Genomic DNA, 21551 nt, shown 5'->3' with positions numbered 1-21551 from the left:
GAACAAGGGCCCGGGAGGCTGACAGGGTTTCTGCCAGACGCGGCTCGCACCATGGAGGAAGATATGAGTCCTGTGACCATCAGCGCAGCGCCGCAGCCGCGCGTCAAGAAACCAATCTATACCCATCTGTATTTTCAGGTCATCGTTGCCATCACCATCGGCATCGCGCTTGGCCATTACTATCCAGATATCGGCACGAGCATGAAGCCGCTCGGCGATGCCTTCATCAAACTGGTGAAGATGATTATTGCCCCGGTAATCTTCCTGACCGTGACAACCGGCATCGCCGGAATGAGCGATCTGCAAAAGGTCGGCCGTGTTGCCGGCAAGGCAATGATCTACTTCCTGACCTTCTCAACACTGGCGCTTATCGTTGGCCTTATCGTGGCCAATGTCATTCAGCCCGGCGCGGGCATGAACATCAATCCGTCAACACTTGATCCAGCAGCCGTTGCCACCTACACGCAGCAGGCGCATGAACAGAGCGTTATCGGCTTCCTGCAAAACATTATTCCAACAACCATTGTCGGTGCGTTCGCATCCGGCGATATCCTGCAGGTCCTGTTCTTCTCGGTTCTCTTCGGTATTTCGCTGGCCATGGTTGGCGAGCGCGCCGAGCCTGTCACCAACTTCCTGCAAACATTGTCAGCACCGGTTTTCAAGCTGGTTGCCATTTTGATGAAGGCTGCCCCGATCGGTGCTTTCGGTGCCATGGCTTTCACCATCGGCAAATACGGCATTGCATCGGTTGCCAATCTGCTGATGCTCATCGGTACATTCTACCTGACGTCGATCCTGTTCGTGGTGATCATTCTGGGTGCCGTTGCCAAGTATAACGGCTTCTCGATCTTCGCCCTGGTCCGTTACATCAAGGAAGAATTGCTCCTCGTTCTCGGCACCAGCTCTTCGGAAGCTGCCCTGCCGACCCTGATGGCGAAAATGGAAAAGGCGGGCTGCAAGAAGTCTGTCGTCGGTCTTGTTATTCCAACAGGCTATTCCTTCAATCTGGATGGCACCAATATCTATATGACACTGGCTGCCCTCTTCATCGCGCAGGCAACCAACACGCCGCTGACCCTCACCGATCAGGTTCTGCTGCTGCTGGTTGCCATGCTCAGCTCAAAGGGTGCCGCTGGCATCACCGGTGCTGGTTTCATCACCCTTGCCGCAACGCTATCAGTTGTTCCTGCGGTTCCGGTCGCCGGTATGGCGCTGATCCTCGGCATCGACCGCTTCATGTCTGAATGCCGCGCCCTGACCAATCTGGTCGGCAATGCGGTCGCGACCATCGTTGTGGCCCGCTGGGAAGGCGAACTCGATAAAGGCATGCTTGATCGCGCGCTGCATGGCGGCGTCAGCGAAGAAGAGGCTCTTGCCTTCGCCGGTTGACGGGTTGGTAAAGAATGAAATGGCAAGGCGGGCTCAGGCCCGCCTTTTTCATGCGAGATGGTCTCGCCATGCCTTCGCATATGTATCGAAGGCGGCGTCGAGAGGTTGCACATTTCCGGTGTTCGTCGGTGCGGGGATTGTCGCGCCCGCGAGCAGGGCAGCCCCAAGGCTGGTTCCCGTCGAACCCGGCAGCGACATTACCTCCCGTTGTGTCAGGTTGCGCAACGCTGACAAATAGAGTGCGTTGCGGGAGAACGGGCCTTCGATGATTGTAGCTCCCGCCGACCCGATCAGCTCCAGACTGATCGCGGTCATCATCGCCGCATAGAGCGAAGCGGCGGCGGTTCGTTCTGCCGGGTTGCCTGGCTCGCCATTGGGCCAGTTTGCCGCCCGGTTCGGATACGGGCCGGTGCCTTTGGCAAAACCTGGCAGGATCATCACCTGATCGCGAATAACGCGCTCAAGCGTTTCCGCGTCGGGAGCAACAGCATTCCCGCCAGTCAAAAGATCAAATTCACGCCCACCCATAAACCGGGCTGATGGCACTGCCTTGCCATAGGCGTCGACATTGGCAAGCGTATCGCGTTGCTGATCGAGTTGATCCAGATGGCCGCCCACGGCAAACAGAACAACCCATGTCCCCGTTGAGACGACGGAAAATGGCGAGGTGCGTGTCATCAGATGCGGCAGCAGGGATGCATTTGAATCATGGATGCCGCAGAACACCGGTACGGGCCTGTTGATACCGATCTGAGTTGTCAGGGGTGCGAGCAAATCTCCGATATGATCAAATGCCGAGCGGACGGGAGGCAGAAGCGGGCGCAGTTCCAGCTTGTCGACAAGGCTGGAATATTCACCGTCTCGCGGATTCCATAGATCCGTATGACAGCCAAGAGATGTCACTTCGTTCACTGCGGTTCCGGTTAACCGCCAGACCCAATATTGGGCATAGGTCAGGACAGTTTTTACGCCTGCGAACAATGCTGGAAATTGTGTTTTCTGATAGTGAATCTGCGCACCGACATTCAGCCCGCCAGCCAGATAAGGAGAGCCGGTCTCGGCAAAATCAGGCCGCAGCTGCGCATAGTCCTGACGTACTGCATCGGGATAGATATGCTCATAATCAATGACAGGCATGGCCAGTCCGTTTTCGCCAAGCAGAGCCGCCGCAGCGCCATGGGCGGTAACCGATATGGCATCAAAACCGGGTGTTTCGGCAAACTCTGTCAGCGAGTTCAGAAAGAAGTGCCACAGCACGTCAACATCATAATGCGGGTAGGGGCCATTGCTGACCACGCGATTGGGTGTGCTGCGTACGGCCAGTTCCACACCGCTTTCTGCATCAACCACGACGAGCTTGGCATTGGTCTTGCCAACGTCAATGACAGCAATATGGCGCGGCCTGGTCATATCAGGCCAGATGAAACAGACAGACCAGATCGGACTGTACGGGTGAATGATCAGGGTTGGTCGCCATGATATCGGCCATATGCACCCACCATTTCTTCATCACAGGATGGTCAGGAAGATCAGCCATGGTGTGCCCGGCAGGGCGGGTGAGTACGCCGAAAAGCGTATTGGTTTCGCGATCAAGATGAATGGAATAATCCTGCACACCCGCGTCGCGCAGGAGGTCGACAAGCTCCGGCCAGATTGCATCATGCCGCCGCCGGTATTCCTCTTCCATGCCGGGATTGAGCATCATCTTGAACGCATATTTCTCTTGAGTGTTCATGCGTGCTTCCTGTGCCTGATGCGGTGGATGATGATCGGCAATGTTATGGTGATAATCAGAAGCAGGCCGATGAAGATCGACATGACAATGCCCGGTACATTCAGCAGTCCTAGGCCAAATGTAACCAGTCCCATCACGAAAGCCGCGATGACCACACCGCCAATGGTGCCCGAACCGCCAAGAATGGAGATGCCACCCAATACGACCATGGTGACGATTTCGAGTTCCCAGCCTTGCGCGATGGAGGGGCGGGTGGAACCCAGACGCGAGGTAAGGCAAACCGCAGCAATGCCCGACATCAGCCCGGTCATCAGGAACAGGGTGAACTTGATCCTTTCTACGCGGATACCGGAGAAGCGCGCCGCAAACTCATTATTGCCGATGGCATAGATGCGCCTGCCAAAATTGGTGGCGTGCAGCAGAATTGCGAAGAGAACTGCAAGAACGGCAAAGAGCACGAATTCGAAGGAAAAGACCCAGAAGACGTAGCCTTGTCCGAAATAGGCAAAGGATGAGGGATAACCGCCATAGGCTTTGTCGCCAAGGACAATATAGGCGATGCCGCGAAACAGGCTCATTGTGCCAATGGTCACGACAATGGAGGGAAGCCGCAGTCCAGCGACCAGAATGCCGTTGATTATACCGCATCCCACGCCAACCGCGATACCGATGACGACGAGCCCCGGAGTTCCAACACCCGCCTGTGCCGCAGCACCCATAGCCGTTGCGGCAAGGGCGATGATAGCGGCGACGGAAAGATCAATTTCTCCCGCAATGATCAGCAAGGCCATGGCAAAAGCCACCATCGCTTTTTCGGTGAAATTGAACGTGGCGTCCGAGAGGTTCCAGGCATTCAAGAAGTAGGGTGAGGCAAAGGAGTTGGCGATAAAAATCAGGATCGCGACAACCAGAAGCAGCGCTTCCCAACTGGCAAACAATCGCGTCGCAGATGTACCCAAACGATCCGGGATATGACGTTTTTCGCTTGTTATACTCATGCGATACCCTCGATCTTTTCCGATGCCCCACGATCCCGCAGAATGATGCGGCCGCGCCGTTGTTCCTGCCGCGCATTGAAAATCACGGCTGCAATGATGACGCCGCCGGAGATCGCCATTTGCGAGAACGGCGAAATATTGATGACGGGCAGGGCGTTCTTGATGACACCAAGGAACAGCGAGCCAAGCAGGGCTCCCGCAACTGAGCCAATGCCTCCAAGCGTCGAGATACCGCCGATGACGCATGCGGCAACGCTATCAAGTTCGAACCCCGCCGCGATATCGACGTAAGCCACCGCGTAGCGCGACACCCAGAGATAGCCGCACAGACCGGCAAGCGTGCCAGATATGACGAAGGCGAAAAACCGGGTGCGGCCCACATCAATGCCCGCATATACAGCCGCTGTCGGATTGCCGCCGGAAGCGTAGATCGCGCGGCCGAGGAAGGTGCGCGACATGACGATATAAATGACAGCGACAATGATGATGGCTGTCCATCCGAGGACAGGCAGACCAAGAAAGACATGACGAGGCGTTTGCAGGAATGGCTCGGTCATCTGATGCGCATTGACCCAGCCACCACCTGACAGAACGAAGGCCATACCACGATAAATGGTAAGAGTGCCAAGCGTGACAACAATGGAAGGAATGCCAAGCTTCCATACGAACAGACCGTTGATTGCGCCGAGGATCGCGCCAATGCCAAGCGCGATGACGACAATCAGCGCCAATGGCAAATCCGGGTGAGCTGCGTTGAGCATCGCAACTGCCATGCCAGTAAAAGCGACATTGGCGGCAACGGAAAGATCAATCGATTTCGTCAGGATCACGGTCATCTGGCCAAGCGCCAGAATGATCAGGATCGACGTGTCATTGAAAATATTGGAGAGGTTCGAAGGGCTGGCAAAGCCCGATGAGCGCGAGGAGAAAACGCCAAGCAGGACGGCGATGATTATCACCAGCAGCATCTCGCGAAATCTGAAAAGCTTTTTGATCATTTCGCCCCTTACGCGTTGCCGGTTGCGGCCCGAACCAGTATCTCGGCATTCATATATGCACGCTCGAAAAGACCGGCGGACAGACCCTCCCGCATCACCAGAACGCGGTCAGACATACCCAGAATCTCAGGCAGTTCGGATGAAACCATGATAATGCTGAGACCTTCGCCTGCGAGCTCGCTGATAAAGGCGTGGACGGCAGCTTTCGAGCCGATATCGATGCCTTTGGTGGGTTCATCGAGAATGAGTATTTTCGGCTGCGTGGCCAGCCATTTGCCGATGACGACCTTCTGCTGATTACCACCGGACAGCGTACCAACAGGTACGGAAAGCGCAGCGGCGCGCAGGTCAAAACGTTCAGCATATTTGCGGGCTAGCGCCAGTTCTTCCGCTGCACGCAAGAAACCAGAGCGTGAGGTTTTCCCAAGCGAAGGCAGCGAGATATTCTGGTAGATCGGCAATTGCAGCACGGCGCCGTGGCGCCCACGCTCCTCAGGCACATAGACAATGCCCGCATGAACTGCCTCACCGGGCGAGCGTATCTGGATTTCCTTGCCGTCCAGTTCCAGCCTGCCGTGCGATGGCCGGGTGACGCCGAACAGGGACTGGCAAATCTCCGAACGACCGGCGCCGACCAGTCCATAGATGCCAAGGATTTCGCCTTTGCGCAGCTCGAAGGAGATATCGCGGAACTCGGTCGGATGGCTGTAATTCTCGACTTTCAGAACCGTTTTGCCGAGTGGGATATCCACTTTCGGAAAGGCATGTTCGATGGAGCGGCCAACCATCAAGCGGACAATATCGTTCTGGTTGATGTCGGCGAGCGCCCCGCTACCCACAGCTTTGCCGTCGCGAAACACCGCATAATTATCCGCGATCTCATAAACCTCATCGAATTTGTGGCTGATGAAGAGAATTGCTTTGCCTTGAGCCTTCAGCCGTCTGACGATCTGGAAGAGATCATCGACTTCCTTGCGTGACAGGGCAGCCGTCGGTTCATCCATGATGACGATACGCGCGTCAACCGAGAGCGCACGGGCGATGGCAACGAGATGGCGCTGGGCGATGGAAAGATCCTTCAGCCGGGCACGCGGGTCGATATTGCTTTCGAGCGAATGAAGCAGGGCGAGCGCTCTCGCATTGACACCCTTCCAGTTGACGAGACCTAAGGATGTCTTCGGCGCATGGCCGATAAAGATGTTTTCGGCGACGGACAATTCGTCAAACAGCACGGTTTCCTGATGAATGGCCGTCACGCCATGATTGATTGCGTCCTGCGCATTACCGAAGGCGACAGCTTTGCCATCAATGTGAATTTCGCCTTCGTCGGATTCGTAGATACCGGTCAGAATCTTGACGAGGGTAGACTTCCCCGCGCCGTTTTCGCCGATCAGCGCCGTCACTGTACCCGGATAAAGGGAAATATTGACGTCGTTCAGTGCTTTCACACCGGGAAACGACTTGGAGATGGCCCGCATTTCCAGAATGGGGACAATGGGTGATGGCTCGGCAAGGGCGGCGTTCATCATGGACATACCACTGGGTTGAAAAATGCCCGGCAGAAAATCTGCCGGGCTTCTGCGGCGCGGTTGCCGGATCAGAAAATCTTCGAGAACTGATCGATGTTCTTCGCGTCATAGACGAAGGGATCAGCCATGGCGGCTTCACCATTGTCGCCGATCTTGATCTTGCCCATGCGTCCGGCTTCAATCTCGCTGCCAGGTTTGCCGTCCGTGTCGCCCTTGACGAGACGGTAGGCGATCTGCGTGGCGGAATAACCAAGATCAATCGGGTTCCAGATGGCAAATTCCTTGGTAGCACCGGATTTGATCGCACCGGCCATTTCCGAAGGCAGGCCAAGGCCGGTTACATAGACGGAGCCGATCTTCTTGGCATCAGCCACCGCCTGCGACGCGGCGAGAACACCAACCGTCGTCGGAGCCACGATAACTTTCACATTTGGCTGCGAGGTCAGAAGGCCCTGTGCTTCGCGATAGCTCTTATCAGCAAGGTCATCGCCATAAACGGTTGTCACCAGATTGAGGCCGGGGAAACTTGGCAACTGCTTTTTCATTTCGGCAATCCAGGTGTTCTGGTTTGTCGATGTGGTTGTTGCCGAAAGAATCGCAAAGTCGCCCTTGCCATCGGGCAGATGGGCTGCGGCGAGTTGCAGGCACATCTTGCCGATCAACTCGTTCGATGATGGGTTGAGGTGGACGATACGGCCTTCCTTGGCCACGGCAGAATCCCACGAGATAACCTTGATGCCGCGCGCCATGGCTTTCTTGAGCGCTGGTACAACCGCATCCGGATCATTGGCGGAAATGGCGATTGCATTGACGTTCTGGGCGATCAGCGCATTGATGACCTCAATCTGGCCCTCAGCTGTGGTTGATGTCGGTCCCGTATAGATGACCTCGACGCCGCCCAGTTCCTTTGCCGCTTCCTGCGCGCCCTTGTTGGCCGCTTCAAAGAAGCCGTTACCGAGCGATTTTGCCACCAGACCAATCTTGATGGTTTCTGCCTGTGCCTGTGATGCCAGCATGGCAAGTGCCAGAGCCGACCCCAGTGCAAGTTTCTTCAGTACGTTCATTTTTCTTCCTCCCTAGATTGAAAATACGCCACTCCGGCGCTGGTTTTTATGCGATCGAAGCGGAATCCCTTGATTTGTCCTGTGCATTCACCTTTGCGATGATCAACTCGACTCCGGCGTCCTCCACCATATTTCGGTCCGCGTCCAAAATGCCGTCGTCGGTTATAATTGTCGCAACGCGCTGCAGCGGGCAAAGGATCAGGCTTGAACGGCGCCCAAATTTGGTCGAATCCACCAGCAGCACCAGCTCATCCGCCTGTGTGATCAGTTTCTGTTCGCCTTGAATGATCAGCGGATCAGATTCCATAGCCCCGAACGGGCCGACACCAACTGCACCCATGAACATGCGCTTGCCGTAGAAATTGCGGGTTACGTCATTGTCGAAAGGCGAGAGGATCATGCTCTGCTCGCGGTAAATCATGCCGCCGGGTATGATCACTGTGCTCTTGGAGTTCTTCACCAGATGTTCAGCGATGGCGAAGGAGTTGGTCATGATCTGCAAACGACGTGCGGCGAGATAATGCACCATCTGGAACGTCGTCGTGCCGCCATTGAGAATGATCGCATCGCCTTCATTGCAAAGGTTTACGGCTTCGCGGGCGATTGCTCGCTTCTTATCAATGTTCTCGGCTTCGGATACCCGAAATGGTCGGCCGGCAAGCGCTGTCTGTTGTGGCGGGTGAATGGCTTCCGCGCCGCCACGAACCCGGCGCAGCTTGCCCTGTACATGCATGGAAGCGATATCGCGACGGATCGTTGCTTCCGACGCTTCCGTCAGTTCGGCAATGTCCTGAATGGTGATGAACGGTTTTTCCTGAACAGCACTCAGGATAATACGTTGGCGCTCACGTTCGTGCATTTTTCCCTCCACTGTCGCAAGCATTGCGCAAAATAACGTGCAGTGTCAATCAATATCAGTCAAATATATTCATATTGCACTGCACAGTTGCAATTTTATGATTGAATATGATCATTTATGATTGACACGAAATCACACTCTGCTCCATAGCTAGAGAAAATTCACATGGCTGTGGCGCGATGTCCGGCCATCATATGATCGATCGGGAGGCAAGTATGGCAGGCAAGCTCCAACTTCTGGATAATCGTTGGGATGAACAAAAGGCTGCCAAGCTGGATGAACCGGGAAAGCTGCTTTATCGCTCCAATCTGCTGGGTGCTGACAAGCGCATTACCAATTACGGCGGGGGCAATACCTCGGCCAAAGTGCTGGAAACCGACCCGCTGACCGGTAAATCAGTTGAAGTGCTTTGGGTGAAGGGATCAGGCGGCGATGTTGGCACGATCAAGCTCGACGGCTTCGCCACGCTTTATATGGAAAAGCTGGAATCGCTGAAATCCATATACAAAGGCGTTGCTGACGAAGACCGTATGGTGGGCTTCCTGCCGCACTGCACGTTCAATCTCAACAGCCGTGCCGCATCGATTGATACGCCCTTGCATGGTTTCGTACCGTTCAAGCATGTCGACCATATGCACCCCGATGCAATCATTGCCATTGCGGCTTCAAAGAATTCGCGCGAGTTGACCAAGGAAGTCTTCGGGAACGATATCGGTTGGCTGCCGTGGCGTCGCCCGGGTTTTCAGCTTGGTCTCGATCTCGGCGCCTATGTGGCTGCCAACCCAAGCTCGAAAGGCGTGGTGCTAGAGAGCCATGGTCTGTTCACTTGGGCCGATGATGCCAAGGACTGTTATGAGTTGACGCTTGATATCATCAACAAGGCGATTGTCTGGTTCGATGGCAAGACCGCTGGCAAAGCGGCTTTTGGCGGCGAGGTGACGAAAAGCCTTGATGCTTCCGCACGTCGTGCCGTGGCCGCTCGGCTTATGCCTGAGATTCGCGGTAAGATCGGTGTATCCGAGCGCAAGCTTGGTGATTTCGATGACCAGCCAGCGGTTCTGGAGTTCGTTAATTCCAAAAACCTGCGTCCCCTCGCGTCTCTCGGCACCAGTTGCCCGGATCATTTTCTGCGCACGAAAATTCGCCCGCTGGTGCTTGATATCGATCCGGCCAATCTTGATGCTGCCGTTGACGCGCTTGATACTGCGCTTGAAGCCTACCGTGTTGACTATGCCCGCTATTATAATGCCTGCAAGCACGCCAATTCCCCTGCCATGCGCGATCCTAACCCGGTGATTTTCCTCATTCCCGGTGTTGGCATGCTGTCCTTTGCCAAGGATAAGGCGACGGCACGCATCGCCGGTGAGTTCTACGTCAACGCCATCAATGTCATGCGTGGCGCTTCATCGGTTTCCGAATATCAGGGGTTGCCGGAACAGGAAGCTTTCGACATCGAATACTGGCTGCTTGAGGAAGCCAAGCTGCAGCGGATGCCAAAGCCCAAATCATTGGCGGGTCGTGTGGCATTCGTAACAGGTGGTGCCGGTGGCATTGGCCGTGCGACGGCCGAGCGACTGCTCGAGCAGGGTGCCTGCGTTGTTCTTGCGGATATTGATGCGGAGGCGTTGAAGGCTGCCCATCAGGATTTTGCCGGGCGTTACAGCCCCGATGCGGTTCGCGGTGTACAGCTTAATGTGACAGACGAGGCGGGTGTGATTGCAAGCTTTGCCGAAGCCGCGATCGAATTCGGCGGCATCGATATTCTTGTCTCCAATGCGGGCATCGCGTCGTCAGCCCCGATTGAAGTCACGGAACTTGCCATGTGGAACCGCAATATGGACATTCTGGCGACAGGGTATTTCCTCGTGTCGCGCGAAGCTTTCCGTCTGTTCCGGCGCCAGAAAATCGGCGGCAATGTGGTGTTTGTTGCATCCAAGAACGGGCTTGCTGCGTCCCCCAATGCCAGTGCCTATTGTGCTGCCAAGGCGGCGGAAATTCATTTGGCGCGCTGCCTTGCGCTGGAAGGGGCAGAGGCCGGTATTCGTGTGAACACTGTTAATCCGGACGCTGTGCTGCGCGGCTCGAAAATCTGGAATGGCGAATGGCGCGAACAACGGGCGGCATCGTCCAATCTGCAGGTCGATGAGCTTGAAGAGCATTATCGCAAGCGCTCGCTTCTTAAGCTCAATGTGCTGCCTGAGGATATTGCCGAGGCGATCTATTTCCTCGCTTCTGATGCTTCCGCCAAATCCACGGGCAATATTATCAATGTTGACGCTGGCAACGTGCAAAGCTTCACGCGATAAAAGCAGTCTGGGAGGACATCATGGCTGAACTGCAAATTTCCGGCGACCTTATTGCGTCCGAAAATGACAAGCGCGCTGCGGCACAAAAGAGCGATTTTGAAGCGCTGGGAGCCTATCTCTCCCGCCGCAACATCGATATCGAGGCAATCACCGCGAAGGTGGCGGATTTCTTCGTCGCTGTTCCATCGTGGGGTGTTGGCACTGGCGGAACCCGCTTTGCCCGGTTTCCGGGGCAGGGTGAGCCACGCGGCATTTTTGACAAGCTTGAGGATTGTTCGGTCATTCACCAACTGAGCCGCGCGACACCCACTGTCTCGTTGCACATCCCATGGGACAAGACCGACCCGAAGCAATTGAAGGCTCATGGCGATGCACTCGGCCTCGGTTTCGACGCGATGAACTCCAACACCTTTTCCGACGCACCGGATCAGACCCATTCCTATAAGTATGGCTCATTGAGCCATGTGGATGCGGCAACGCGCAAACAGGCGATTGAACACAATATCGAGTGTATCGAAATTGGTGATGCGATTGGTTCGAAAGCCTTGACCGTCTGGGTTGGCGATGGATCGAATTTCCCTGGCCAGAGTAATTTTGCCCGGTCATTCGAGCGCTATCTCGATGCCATGGCCGAAATCTACAAGGCGTTGCCGGATGACTGGCGCATCTTCTCCGAACACAAAATGTTTGAACCGGCCTTCTATTCCACTGTGGTGCAGGACTGGGGCACCAATTATCTGATCGCGCAGACGCTGGGACCGAAAGCGTTCTGTCTGGTTGATCTTGGCCACCACGCCCCGAACACCAATATTGAGATGATCGTTTCGCGATTGATCCAGTTCAAGAAACTTGGCGGTTTCCACTTCAACGATTCCAAATATGGCGATGATGATCTCGATGCGGGTTCGATTGATCCTTACCGGCTGTTCCTCGTGTTCAATGAGCTTGTTGATGCGCAAGAGCGCGGCGCCGAGAATTTCCATCCGGCGCATATGATCGATCAGTCGCACAATGTGACTGACCCGATTGAGAGCCTGATTTCCAGTGCCAATGAGATCCGCCGTGCCTATGCGCAGGCATTATTGGTGGATCGTGAGGCACTGGGTGGCTATCAGGACAGCAATGATGCGCTGATGGCGTCGGATACTCTTAAGCGCGCCTACCGGACGGATGTGGAGCCCATTCTGGCAGAAGCACGCCGCCGGGCAGGGGGTGCCATCGACCCAATCGCGGCGTATCGAGCCAGCGGCTACCGGCAGAAGGTCGGGAAAATAAGACCCGTCAGCACAGGCGGCAGCGGCGGCATTATCTGACCAATCCGTCCTTCAACAGCATTTGCAAGGCAGCGCCCTCAACGCTGCCTTTTTCTTTTTCGTTTGACAGCGCCCGATACATTTGGTCTTATTCTACTATAACACACTATATAACATAATAGTGGAATAACAAAGGGGACTGTCATGAAATCACTGAAACTCGCACTCCTATTGGGTTCGGCGCTGGTTGCCTTCAGCCCTGCTGCCTTTGCCCAGACCAAGGGCGGCGTTATCAACGTCGCCACCATTGGCGAGCCGCCGACACTTGATGCCATGGCATCGACAGCCGATCTGGTGGGTATTGTTTCACAGCATATTTTCGAGACGCTCTATACATTTGACAAAAACTGGAACCCGACACCGCTTCTCGCCTCCAGCCTCCCCGAGATTTCGGCCGATGGCAAAATCTACACGATCAAGCTGCGCACAGGCGTCAAGTTCCACGATGGCACCGATATGGATTCCACCGATGTGGTTGCCTCGCTAAAGCGCTGGACGCAGATTGCCTCGCGCGGCAAACAGGTCGCACCCCTCATCACATCCATTGATGCTGTTGATGCCTCGACAGTTCGCATTACGCTCAATGCACCCCATGCCCCGCTGTTGTCGCTGCTGGCATTCAACAATGCCGCCGCGATCATCCTCCCAAGTGAAAAACAACAGAACCCGATGACCGAACCGGTTGGCACGGGACCTTATAAGCTGAAGGAACGCAAGGCAGATCAGTATATTCAGCTTGTTCGCTTCGATGGCTATAAATCTCCTGAAGGAAACGAGAACGGCTATGGCGGCGCCCGCCATCAATATCTCGATGAAATCCGTTTCGTGCCGGTGCCTGATGCCAATACCCGCGTTGAAGGGGCAATATCCGGCCAGTTCGATTATGCGGACAGCCTGCCTGTCGAGGCCTATGACCGTGTGAAGGGCCAGAAGGCAACCGAGCCTGTTCTGTTGAAACCCTTTGGCTGGCCGGTCTTTGTGCTGAACACTGCGCAGGGATTGACCAAGAACCAGGATATGCGTCTGGCTATCCGTGCCGCGCTCAACATGGAAGACATGCTGGCTGCCGCCTTTGGTAGCACGGATTTCTATTCGCTCAATGGATCGTTCTATCCAGCCTCCTATAGCTGGGCGACGGATGCAGGCGTCAAGGATGGCTATAATATTGGCGATCCTGAAAAGGCCGCAGCGCTTTTGAAAAAGGCCAATTACGACGGCAAGCCCGTCCGTATTCTCACCAGCCGCCAGTATGAATTCCACTACAAGATGGCGCAGGTTGCCGCTGAATATCTGAAGGCAGCAGGGATCAATGTCGAATTGCAGGTAGTCGACTGGGCAACGCTGACGCAGCGCCGTGCTGACCCCGCCCTATGGGATATCTACATCAGCCATAGCCCGTTCCTGCCGGAACCCGCCCTGATCGGGGCTCTCTCGACCAGTGCGCCCGGCAATTGGGATACGCCAGCTCGTAAAGTGGCTGTTGATGCCTTCAATTCCGAAACCGACCCGAAGAAGCGTATCGCACTGTGGGCGGACGTTCAGAAGGTGATTTACGCGGAAGCGCCCATCATCAAGATTGGTGATTTCAATGCGCTTTCGGCCAAGTCACCCAAGGTGGAGGGTTTTACGCCGGCGCCGTGGCCATATTTCTGGAACGTGTCACTCAAACAGTAATCGGAACAACGCGTAGCGCGGACAGATCGTCACTGTCCGCGCCACATCGTCTACCCCCTGTCAACAGGATTGAACCGACCTGATGCTCCGTTACATATTCCAACGCTTTATCGGCATGATTGTCGTGATGTTTCTGGTGGTGACCATCGTGTTCATCATTGTGCGCGTCACGCCGGGTGATCCGGCTGCCGTCATGCTCGGGCCGGAAGCAACCGCTGCCGATATCGCGCAGTTGCGGGCGGCGCTCGGGCTCGACCGGTCCATCCTCGTGCAATATATCTATTTCATCGGCCAGTTGTTGCAGGGCGATCTCGGGCGGTCCATCTTTCTCGATCAGCCGGTGCTGACGGCTTTGACGCAGCGCGCCGAGCCCACCTTCTTTCTCACCATTTTCTCGATCCTGATCGCCAGCGTCATTGCCATTCCCATTGGCGTCTATGCTGCCTACAGACGTGGATCGATTTTCGATCAGGCGGCCACGGCGCTTGCCATGCTCGCCGCCAGTATTCCAAGCTTCTGGCTGGGGCTCATTTTGATGCAGGTTTTTGCGGTGCGGTTCGGCATATTTCCGGTTTCCGGCTATGGCGGTCCGGATACAACCCTCGGCGAGCGGCTGTATCATCTTGTATTGCCCGCTTTTGCCCTGGGAATCGTTTCATCGGCGCTGATTATGCGCTTTACCCGTGCTTCCATGCTGGATGTGCTGGGTGATGACTATATTCGTACCGCCCGTGCCAAGGGTGTTGTCGAGCGCAGCGTCGTGCTCAAACATGCGTTCAAGAATGCGTTGATCCCGATCATTACCGTCGTTGGATTAACCGCCGCTGTGCTCATTTCCGGCGCGGTGGTCACCGAAACGGTGTTTGGCCTTCCCGGTGTAGGCAATCTGGTGGTGTCGGCGGTGTTGCGCCGCGATTACCCGGTCATTCAGGGTGCGCTGCTCGTCATCGCCGGGCTTTATGTCCTCATCAATTTTGCCATCGACATGCTTTACCTCGTCGTTGATCCAAGGGTGCGCTACTGATGACCGATATTGCTTCAACAGCCCCCGTCAGTGAGCGGAGCAAGTTCCTTCGCGTGCTCATCCGCCGCAAGACCGTGCTTTTTGGTCTGATTGTTCTGGCAATCTTCATCGCGCTTGCGGTTCTCGCGCCGCTGATTGCGCCTTATGCGCCAAACAAGCTTTCTATCGTCAATCGGCTGAAGCCGCCAAGCGCCCATTGGATTTTCGGTACGGATGAATTCGGGCGCGATGTGTTCTCGCGCACGATCTATTCGGCCCGATTGTCATTGCTGGTTGGTTTTGCCGTGGTGGTTCTGGCGTCGCTCATCGGCGTCACGCTTGGTATTCTTGCCGGGTTCTTCCACAGGCTCGATGCGCCGATCACCCGCCTGATCGATGCGATGATGGCATTTCCGGATATCCTCCTTGCTATTGCGCTGGTTGCAGCGCTTGGGCCATCGCTCACCACCGTGATCATTGCGCTCAGCATCGTCTATGCACCGCGACTTGCCCGTGTGGTGCGTGCCTCAACGCTTGTCATTCGTGAGTTGCCCTATGTGGAAGCCGCCCATGCGCTTGGCATATCGACACCGCATATTCTGACGCGGCATATCCTGCGCAATCTTCTCTCGCCTATCCTCGTTCAGGGAACCTTCCTGTTTGCCCATGCCATGCTGGCAGAGGCAGGATTGTCGTTCCTTGGTCTTGGCGTCAGCCCTGAAGTGCCCACCTGGGGCACCATGATTGCCGCCGGCCGTCAGTATGTTGGTCAAGCTGACTGGATGACCCTCTTTCCCGGTATTGCCATCGTCCTCTCCGTTCTCTCGCTGCAAATGGTGGGTGATGGCTTCCGTGACCTCCTCGACCCACGCCTCAGAAAGGATCTCTGATCATGCCCGCCTCCTCTGCAACCGACGGTCGCCTGTTGCTGACCAATGTCAAAGCGGTTGCCTTTGGCCCGAATACCCCTTCCGGCACCATTGACATTCTCATTGGTGCTGACGGAAAAATTGCCGAATTTGGCCCTTCGTTAAACGTTGCCGGAGATATCAGGCGTGTCGACATGAAGGGCGCGTGGATCTCGCCCGGCTGGACCGATCTGCATGCCCATGTCTGGCATGGCGGCACTGATATCTCCGTCCGCCCGCAAATCTGCGGTGTGGAACGCGGGGTAACGACAATCGTCGATGCGGGTTCGGCGGGTGAAGCGAATTTCCATGGTTTGCGCGAGTACATCATCGAACCGGCGAAGGAACGCATCAAAGCCTTCCTCAATCTCGGTTCGATCGGCCTTGTTGCCTGCAACCGCGTCAGCGAACTCAGCGATATCCGCTCGATTGATCTTGACCGCACCGTTGCTTGCGTCAACGAAAACCGCGATCACATTGTTGGCCTGAAAGTACGTGCCAGCCACGTCATAACAGGGTCGTGGGGTGTAACGCCTGTCAAGGTTGGCAAGAAGGTCGCGAAAATCCTCAAGCTTCCGATGATGGTGCATGTGGGTGAACCACCAGCGCTTTATGACGAAGTGCTGGAGATTTTGGGACCGGGCGACATCATCACCCATTGCTTCAACGGCAAGGTCGGCAGCAGCATTATCGAAGACGATGATCTGTTTGAACTGGCGGAACGCTGTGCCGGTGAAGGCATTCGGCTCGATATTGGCCATGGCGGTGCATCATTCTCGTTCCGCGTGGCGGAAGTCGCGATCAGCCGTGGACTTTTGCCATTCTCCATCTCGACGGACATTCACCTGCACAGCCTGAACTATTCCGTGTGGGATTTGGGAACCACCATGTCGAAGCTTCTGAGTGTCGGCATGCCATTCGAGAAGGTCGTGGAAGCCGTCACGCTTTCGCCGGCATCGGCCATCGGCCTGCCGACGGACAATCTTCTGGAGGTCGGCAAGCCAGCCGAATTTACGATCTTTGAACTTGTGGATTCAGACCTCAGCGTTATCGATTCACTGGGCTACAAGGCGACGCTTCACAAACTGTTCGAGCCGCGCATGGTTGTTCTGGGAACAGAGACCATCGCGGCCAGCCGCTATCAACCGGTGAACCCTGAACTGGTCAATCACCGTCATACCTATTCATACCGCTAAGGAGCTCGCGTGAACCATTCATCCAGTCCAGCCATTGAAGCTGGCACATCTCCTTACGACAGGCTGAAAGCGCTGGGTATTGTATTGCCTCCAGCGCCACGTCCGATTGCCAATTTCGTCACCCATATTCAGGAAGGCAATATGCTTTACCTGTCGGGCCAGGGCCCGCGTGAGGATGATGGCTTTATGCACACCGGCAAGGTTGGCGATACCGTCAGCGTCGATGATGCTTATGCCCATGCAAGGCTGACAGGGATCAACCTGCTGGCGGTTCTGCATACGGCTTTGGGTGATCTTGGCCGGGTCAAACAGGTGGTCAAACTGCTCGGCATGGTCAATGCCGTTCCCGATTTTGCGGATCATCCACTTGTCATCAACGGATGTTCCGATCTGCTGATCGATGTGTTCGGCGATGCGGGACAGCATGCCCGCTCGGCTGTGGGCTTTGGCTCGCTACCGGGCAACATCACTGTGGAGATCGAGGCGATCATCGCCTTGAAAGCATAGGATCAGGAATGACTGCGCCAGCCCATCACGGTTTCGATCCGTTCAGCAGATGCCTTGACCTCGGCCGTATAGCGCACGGGGTTATCGGCAATCTTCTGTTCGGGCAGAACGATGGAAATGGTGGCAACGCAGATGCCCTTGTCGTCGCAAACCGGCGAGGCAACACAGGCGACGGCGTAGTCGGATTCACCCGCCTGAATGGAGATGCGCGATTGCAGCGCTTCTCCAGCGGCTTTCGACAACGCCGCCGGTTCGATGACGGCACGGCCAGTGGGCGAGGATTTGGCGCAGCGCTTGAAAAGCTCCAGCCGTTCCGCTTCAGGCAGATGGCCGACAAGCAAACGGCCCGAAGCGGTCCAGTTGAGTGGAACGCGGGTGCCGACGCGCGAGGTGACATGGAAATGACCGGGGCCGTCGGCCATGGCCAGAACCATCATATGATCGCCATCGCGGCCGCAAACCTGCACGGTTTCGCCCGAAACACGGCTGAGATTGTGCATCTCGTGATTGGCCACATCCAGAAAATCCAGCGAACGGGCATAGGCGAGGCCATAATGATAAAGCCGTGCGCCGAGCCAGACGGAACCGTCATTGTTGCGCGAGAGAAGGTTTTTTTCGACCAGATCATCAATGATGACGTAAACCGTGGAAAGCGGCGCGCCGATGGCCTTGGCGATCCCGTAAACACCAGCCGGGCTACCGGTTTCATACAGATGATCCAGAACCTGCAAGGCTCGATCAATGCCGCTGACACGCGAACGGCGAGCGGTGGCATCAGGTTTTTCGTTTTTTTCAAAATCGCGGGTGGCATCCATGTCTGATGTCTTTGCGTCCACGTTCAGGCTCCTGGCAGGATCGATTGGTCTTCAAACAGTCTATTACATTATAGTGGCATATATGCCTGACAAATGGAATGCGTTGCAAGCGGCAACATTTCGAGGAGAACAGCATGACCGACTCTCATAACCCTGATGATATCCGTGAAACGTTGGGGTTGCGACCCGTTATCAACGTTTCGGGAACGATGACATCGCTGGGTGCTTCGATTGTGGTGCCGGAGGCTGTTGCCGCCATGACGGCAATCCTGCCGCAATTTGTCGAGGTCAATGATCTGCAGAAAAGGTCGAGCCCGGTGATTGCCCGCCTGACGGGCGGCGAGGCGGGCTTTGTTACTGCGTCCTGTTCGGCTGGTATCAGTCTCGCAGTGGCAGCCGCCATGACAGGCAATGATCTTGCCGCCATCGAACGCTTGCCTGATACGACGGGTTTAAAGGACGAAGTTATTATCCAGATGGGCCATGTGGTCAGCTACGGTGCGCCTGTAGATCAGGGTATCCGGCTTGCCGGTGCCAAGGCAGTTCTGGTCGGTCAGGCAACATCCTGCTACCCCTACCATCTTGACGGAGCGATCAACGAGCGCACGGCGGCAGCTGTCTTTGTTGTATCGCATCATACCGTTCAGTATGGCCTCGTTGCCCTGAAGAAATTTGCGGAAGTCTGCCACGCACGCGGTGTGCCTGTCATCGTTGACGCAGCTTCTGAATATGATCTCAAAATCTTTCTGGAACAGGGTGCGGATATCGCGCTCTATTCCGCGCACAAATTTCTTGGTGGCCCAACAGGCGGAATCGTTGCCGGTGCCAAGGATTTCGTCCGCAACACTTTTCTGCAGAACATGGGCATTGGCCGTGGCATGAAGGTGGGCAAGGAAAGCATTCTTGGAACCATCGCTGCGCTGGAAGCATGGGAAAAACGCGACCATGCGGGTATTCGCGAACGGGAAACCGGCTATCTCAATCTCTGGCAGCAGACGCTTGCGGGCAAGCCCGGTGTGACAACAATCATCGAACCCGATCCAACAAACAATCCGCTCGACCGCATCCGCGTTATCATCGAGCCGCAGGCTGCGCATATCAGTGCGTGGGACTTGGCCGACGCACTGGCGCAGGGTTCGCGCCCGGTAATCGTTCGCGATCATGAGGTCGAGCATGGCTATTTCTACATGGACCCCTGCAATCTGCACCCCGGCGAAGAAACCATTGTGGCAACCCGTCTGGTCGAGGAACTCGGCAAGGCGCGCGCGTCCAACGAGATCATCTCGACACCTGTTGAAAACCGGTACACGCGCCGCATGGCCGGTCTCATGCGCTGGCCCGATTGATCAGCGCACCGTCATCTGCCAGCGGAAAGGATTAGTATTTATGGAAAATCGTCAGCCTTCATATCCGGATAACAGGGGAAATTCACTGGCCCCTGTATTGTCCGTCTCCAATCTGACGACATCCTTCCAGTCCGATGGCAAATGGCGGCCTGTCGTGCGTAATGTCTCGTTTGACGTGGCGCCGGGAGAGACGGTGGCTATTGTTGGCGAATCCGGTTCGGGCAAGAGCGTGACATCTCTGTCGATCATGCGGCTTTTGCAAAAGGACAAGAGCCGCATCGAAGGCAAGATCATGCTTGGTGGCAAGGACATCCTTGCACTTCCTGAAAACCAGATGCGGGCTGTACGTGGCAATGACGTTGCCATGATTTTTCAGGAGCCAATGACCAGCCTCAATCCGCTGTTCACGGTCGGGCAGCAGATCAGCGAAGCCCTGCTTTGTCATTCCTCCATGTCGCGGGCGGACGCAAAAGCTGCGACTATCCGGCTTCTCGAAAAGGTGCGCATCCCCGCAGCGAAATCGCGTTTTGACGAATATCCGCACCGGTTTTCTGGCGGCATGCGCCAGCGCGTGATGATTGCCATGGCTCTGGCCAGCAAGCCAAAGCTGTTGATTGCCGACGAGCCGACCACGGCGCTCGATGTGACCATTCAGGGCCAGATTCTTGATCTTATCAAACTGTTGCAGGAGGAGGAGGGAACGTCGGTTCTCTTCATCACCCATGATATGGGCGTGGTCGCTGAAATCGCCGACCGCACTGTCGTCATGTATAATGGCGAAGCGGTGGAAACAGGGAAAACCGAAGATATATTTGCCCGCCCCGAACATCCCTATACACGTTCGCTTCTCTCGGCCGTTCCCATTCTTGGATCGATGAAAGGGCTTAAGCGTCCTTTGCGCTTTCCCGTTGTTGATCGTGCAACCGGCACCTCGGACATTCCCGTTGAGGCAGCGGATACCGTCAAGACTGAAGTCAAACCGTTGCTCGAAGTGAAGAACCTCACCACCCGTTTCAATATTCATTCTGGGATGTTCGGGCAGTTGGAAGGCCGCGTTCATGCGGTAGAGAACTTGTCGTTTACCCTGCAACCGGGTGAGACGCTGTCGCTGGTTGGCGAATCCGGATGCGGCAAGTCCACCACCGGGCGTTCCATCATGCGGCTGGTGCAGCCGCAAAGCGGTGAGGTTCTGCTCAACGGAGAAGATGTTCTAACCATGGAACCGAAGCGGCTGCGTGATATGCGTCGCAGCATGCAGATGATCTTTCAGGACCCGTTTGCCAGCCTCAATCCGCGTATCCCGGTTGGTGCTGCGATTGCCGAACCCTACCTTGAGCATAGGCTCGGAACGCGTGCGCAGGCGCGGGATCGTGTCGCCGATCTTCTGGAGCGCGTCGGTCTGCATGCTGACATGGCAAGCCGTTATCCGCACGAGTTTTCCGGTGGCCAGAGACAGCGCGTGTGCATTGCCCGGGCGTTGGCACTTGATCCCAAGCTGATCGTGGCTGATGAATCGGTGTCGGCGCTGGATGTCTCGATCAAGGCGCAGGTGATCAATCTACTGCTCGACCTGCAGGCAAGCCTGAACCTCGCTTATCTCTTTATCTCGCATGATATAGCCGTGGTGGAACGGGTCAGCCATCGTATTGCCGTCATGTATCTTGGTGAGATCGTCGAGATTGGTTCGCGCGAAGCCATCTTTGAGAACCCGCAGCATCCCTATACGAAAAAGCTGATATCTGCTGTGCCTGTACCTGATCCATCCCGGCGGGGTATCAAGCGGCCTGTCTCCAATGACGAGATCAAAAGCCCGGTGCGCACACCCGATTTTGTTGTGCCTGTCCGGCAATACAATGAGGTCTCGGCTGGACATCTGGTACAGGTGCAATAGGGATCACGGCAGTTGCCCGC

General features: G+C 55.8%; 18 protein-coding genes. 10 read left to right on the top strand and 8 right to left on the bottom strand.

What is annotated here, in order from left to right; translation table 11 throughout:
* Nucleotides 1–63: 63 nt before the first annotated feature.
* Nucleotides 64–1389, top strand: a complete 1326-nt coding sequence (locus BLU05_RS18030) for a dicarboxylate/amino acid:cation symporter (protein WP_091882905.1) — start codon at nucleotides 64–66, stop codon at nucleotides 1387–1389.
* Nucleotides 1390–1437: 48 nt separating this feature from the next.
* On the opposite strand, the gene BLU05_RS18025 is transcribed toward BLU05_RS18030, so the two are convergent.
* The 7 genes from BLU05_RS18025 to BLU05_RS17995 form a co-directional block, all read right to left on the bottom strand.
* The gene (locus tag BLU05_RS18025; RefSeq protein ID WP_091882902.1) at nucleotides 1438–2799 is read right to left on the bottom strand and encodes an FGGY-family carbohydrate kinase; all 1362 of its coding nucleotides are present in this window, start codon (nucleotides 2797–2799) and stop codon (nucleotides 1438–1440) included.
* A 1-nt stretch (nucleotide 2800) separates the two neighbouring features.
* Nucleotides 2801–3124 (bottom strand): L-rhamnose mutarotase, encoded by a 324-nt coding sequence (gene rhaM / locus BLU05_RS18020; protein ID WP_091882899.1) that lies wholly within the window; start codon nucleotides 3122–3124, stop codon nucleotides 2801–2803.
* Nucleotides 3121–4122, bottom strand: a complete 1002-nt coding sequence (locus tag BLU05_RS18015; RefSeq protein ID WP_091882896.1) for an ABC transporter permease — start codon at nucleotides 4120–4122, stop codon at nucleotides 3121–3123. The genes rhaM and BLU05_RS18015 overlap by 4 nt, the downstream gene beginning before the upstream one ends.
* Nucleotides 4119–5117 (bottom strand): ABC transporter permease, encoded by a 999-nt coding sequence (locus BLU05_RS18010; protein ID WP_091883188.1) that lies wholly within the window; start codon nucleotides 5115–5117, stop codon nucleotides 4119–4121. The genes BLU05_RS18015 and BLU05_RS18010 overlap by 4 nt, the downstream gene beginning before the upstream one ends.
* A gap of 11 nt (nucleotides 5118–5128) precedes the next feature.
* Nucleotides 5129–6649, bottom strand: a complete 1521-nt coding sequence (locus BLU05_RS18005; protein WP_244518415.1) for a sugar ABC transporter ATP-binding protein — start codon at nucleotides 6647–6649, stop codon at nucleotides 5129–5131.
* A gap of 68 nt (nucleotides 6650–6717) precedes the next feature.
* Entirely contained in the window at nucleotides 6718–7713 is a 996-nt protein-coding gene (gene rhaS, locus BLU05_RS18000; protein WP_091882890.1) for a rhamnose ABC transporter substrate-binding protein, read from the bottom strand.
* 46 nt (nucleotides 7714–7759) lie between these two features.
* Nucleotides 7760–8572 (bottom strand): DeoR/GlpR family DNA-binding transcription regulator, encoded by an 813-nt coding sequence (locus tag BLU05_RS17995; protein WP_091882887.1) that lies wholly within the window; start codon nucleotides 8570–8572, stop codon nucleotides 7760–7762.
* Nucleotides 8573–8787: 215 nt separating this feature from the next.
* Between BLU05_RS17995 and BLU05_RS17990 the strand changes: the two genes are divergently transcribed.
* The 7 genes from BLU05_RS17990 (at nucleotide 8788) to BLU05_RS17960 (ending at nucleotide 17479) form a co-directional block, all read left to right on the top strand.
* A complete protein-coding gene (locus BLU05_RS17990; RefSeq protein WP_091882885.1) occupies nucleotides 8788–10878 on the top strand; it encodes a bifunctional rhamnulose-1-phosphate aldolase/short-chain dehydrogenase in 2091 nt (696 codons plus the stop codon).
* A gap of 20 nt (nucleotides 10879–10898) precedes the next feature.
* Nucleotides 10899–12191: an L-rhamnose catabolism isomerase gene (rhaI, locus tag BLU05_RS17985; RefSeq protein WP_091882882.1), complete on the top strand. Its 1293-nt coding sequence runs from the start codon at nucleotides 10899–10901 to the stop codon at nucleotides 12189–12191.
* A gap of 144 nt (nucleotides 12192–12335) precedes the next feature.
* Nucleotides 12336–13865, top strand: a complete 1530-nt coding sequence (locus BLU05_RS17980) for an ABC transporter substrate-binding protein (RefSeq protein ID WP_091882879.1) — start codon at nucleotides 12336–12338, stop codon at nucleotides 13863–13865.
* Nucleotides 13866–13947: 82 nt separating this feature from the next.
* Nucleotides 13948–14889: an ABC transporter permease gene (locus tag BLU05_RS17975; protein WP_175540656.1), complete on the top strand. Its 942-nt coding sequence runs from the start codon at nucleotides 13948–13950 to the stop codon at nucleotides 14887–14889.
* A complete protein-coding gene (locus tag BLU05_RS17970; RefSeq protein ID WP_091882876.1) occupies nucleotides 14889–15758 on the top strand; it encodes an ABC transporter permease in 870 nt (289 codons plus the stop codon). The genes BLU05_RS17975 and BLU05_RS17970 overlap by 1 nt, the downstream gene beginning before the upstream one ends.
* A 2-nt stretch (nucleotides 15759–15760) precedes the next feature.
* Complete coding sequence (locus BLU05_RS17965; protein ID WP_091882873.1) at nucleotides 15761–16972, top strand: amidohydrolase/deacetylase family metallohydrolase; 1212 nt, start codon at nucleotides 15761–15763, stop codon at nucleotides 16970–16972.
* A 9-nt stretch (nucleotides 16973–16981) separates the two neighbouring features.
* Entirely contained in the window at nucleotides 16982–17479 is a 498-nt protein-coding gene (locus BLU05_RS17960; protein ID WP_175540655.1) for a RidA family protein, read from the top strand.
* 2 nt (nucleotides 17480–17481) lie between these two features.
* Here the strand turns inward: BLU05_RS17960 and BLU05_RS17955 are convergent, their stop codons facing one another.
* Entirely contained in the window at nucleotides 17482–18294 is an 813-nt protein-coding gene (locus tag BLU05_RS17955) for an IclR family transcriptional regulator (RefSeq protein WP_091882870.1), read from the bottom strand.
* A gap of 134 nt (nucleotides 18295–18428) precedes the next feature.
* Between BLU05_RS17955 and BLU05_RS17950 the strand changes: the two genes are divergently transcribed.
* Both BLU05_RS17950 and BLU05_RS17945 read left to right on the top strand, forming a co-directional pair.
* Entirely contained in the window at nucleotides 18429–19640 is a 1212-nt protein-coding gene (locus tag BLU05_RS17950; RefSeq protein ID WP_091882867.1) for an aminotransferase class V-fold PLP-dependent enzyme, read from the top strand.
* Between the two features lie 40 nt (nucleotides 19641–19680).
* Nucleotides 19681–21531: an ABC transporter ATP-binding protein gene (locus BLU05_RS17945; RefSeq protein ID WP_091882864.1), complete on the top strand. Its 1851-nt coding sequence runs from the start codon at nucleotides 19681–19683 to the stop codon at nucleotides 21529–21531.
* Nucleotides 21532–21551 lie beyond the last annotated feature (20 nt).

This window comes from Phyllobacterium sp. OV277, from assembly GCF_900104355.1.
Lineage (GTDB): Bacteria > Pseudomonadota > Alphaproteobacteria > Rhizobiales > Rhizobiaceae > Phyllobacterium.
This window is presented reverse-complemented; position numbering and strand designations above follow the sequence as displayed.